Below are 488 nucleotides of genomic sequence, written 5' to 3'. Positions count from 1 at the left end.
CTCCAAACGCATGGCACAATTAGGCTTATGCTCGCGCCGCGAAGCAGACAGCTACATCGAGCAAGGCTGGGTCAAAGTCAACGGCCAAACCGCCGTACTCGGTCAAAAAGTTACCGAGCGCGACCGCATCGACCTCAACAAACAAGCCCATGAAAAACAAGCCGCGCGCGTAACCATCCTTCTGAACAAACCTGTCGGCTACGTCAGCGCGCAGGCAGAAAAAGGCTATAAATCCGCCGCAGAACTCATTACCGCCGAAAACCATTGGGAAGGCGATGACAGCCGTATCCCTTTCAGCGAAAAGCACAAATTCGGCTTGGCCCCTGCCGGTCGCTTAGATATCGACTCCGTCGGATTGTTAGTACTCACTCAGGACGGCCGCATTGCCAAACAACTGATTGGCGAAAACAGCAGCAGCGAAAAAGAATACCTCGTCCGCGTCCGTGGCAAACTGGACGACAAAGGCCTCGCCCTGCTCAACCACGGCT

The 488-nt window shown here is 54.9% G+C and carries 1 protein-coding gene; it reads left to right on the top strand.

The window, feature by feature from the left end; all coding sequences use genetic code 11:
* On the top strand, positions 1–488 hold a 488-nt coding region (locus tag ACTHUR_RS19335), incomplete at both ends, for a pseudouridine synthase (RefSeq protein WP_440400409.1).

Source organism: Neisseria sp. P0021.S007 (assembly GCF_051956855.1).
The sequence above is the reverse complement of the archived record's forward strand: the minus strand, read 5'-3'. Positions and strand labels throughout refer to the sequence as shown.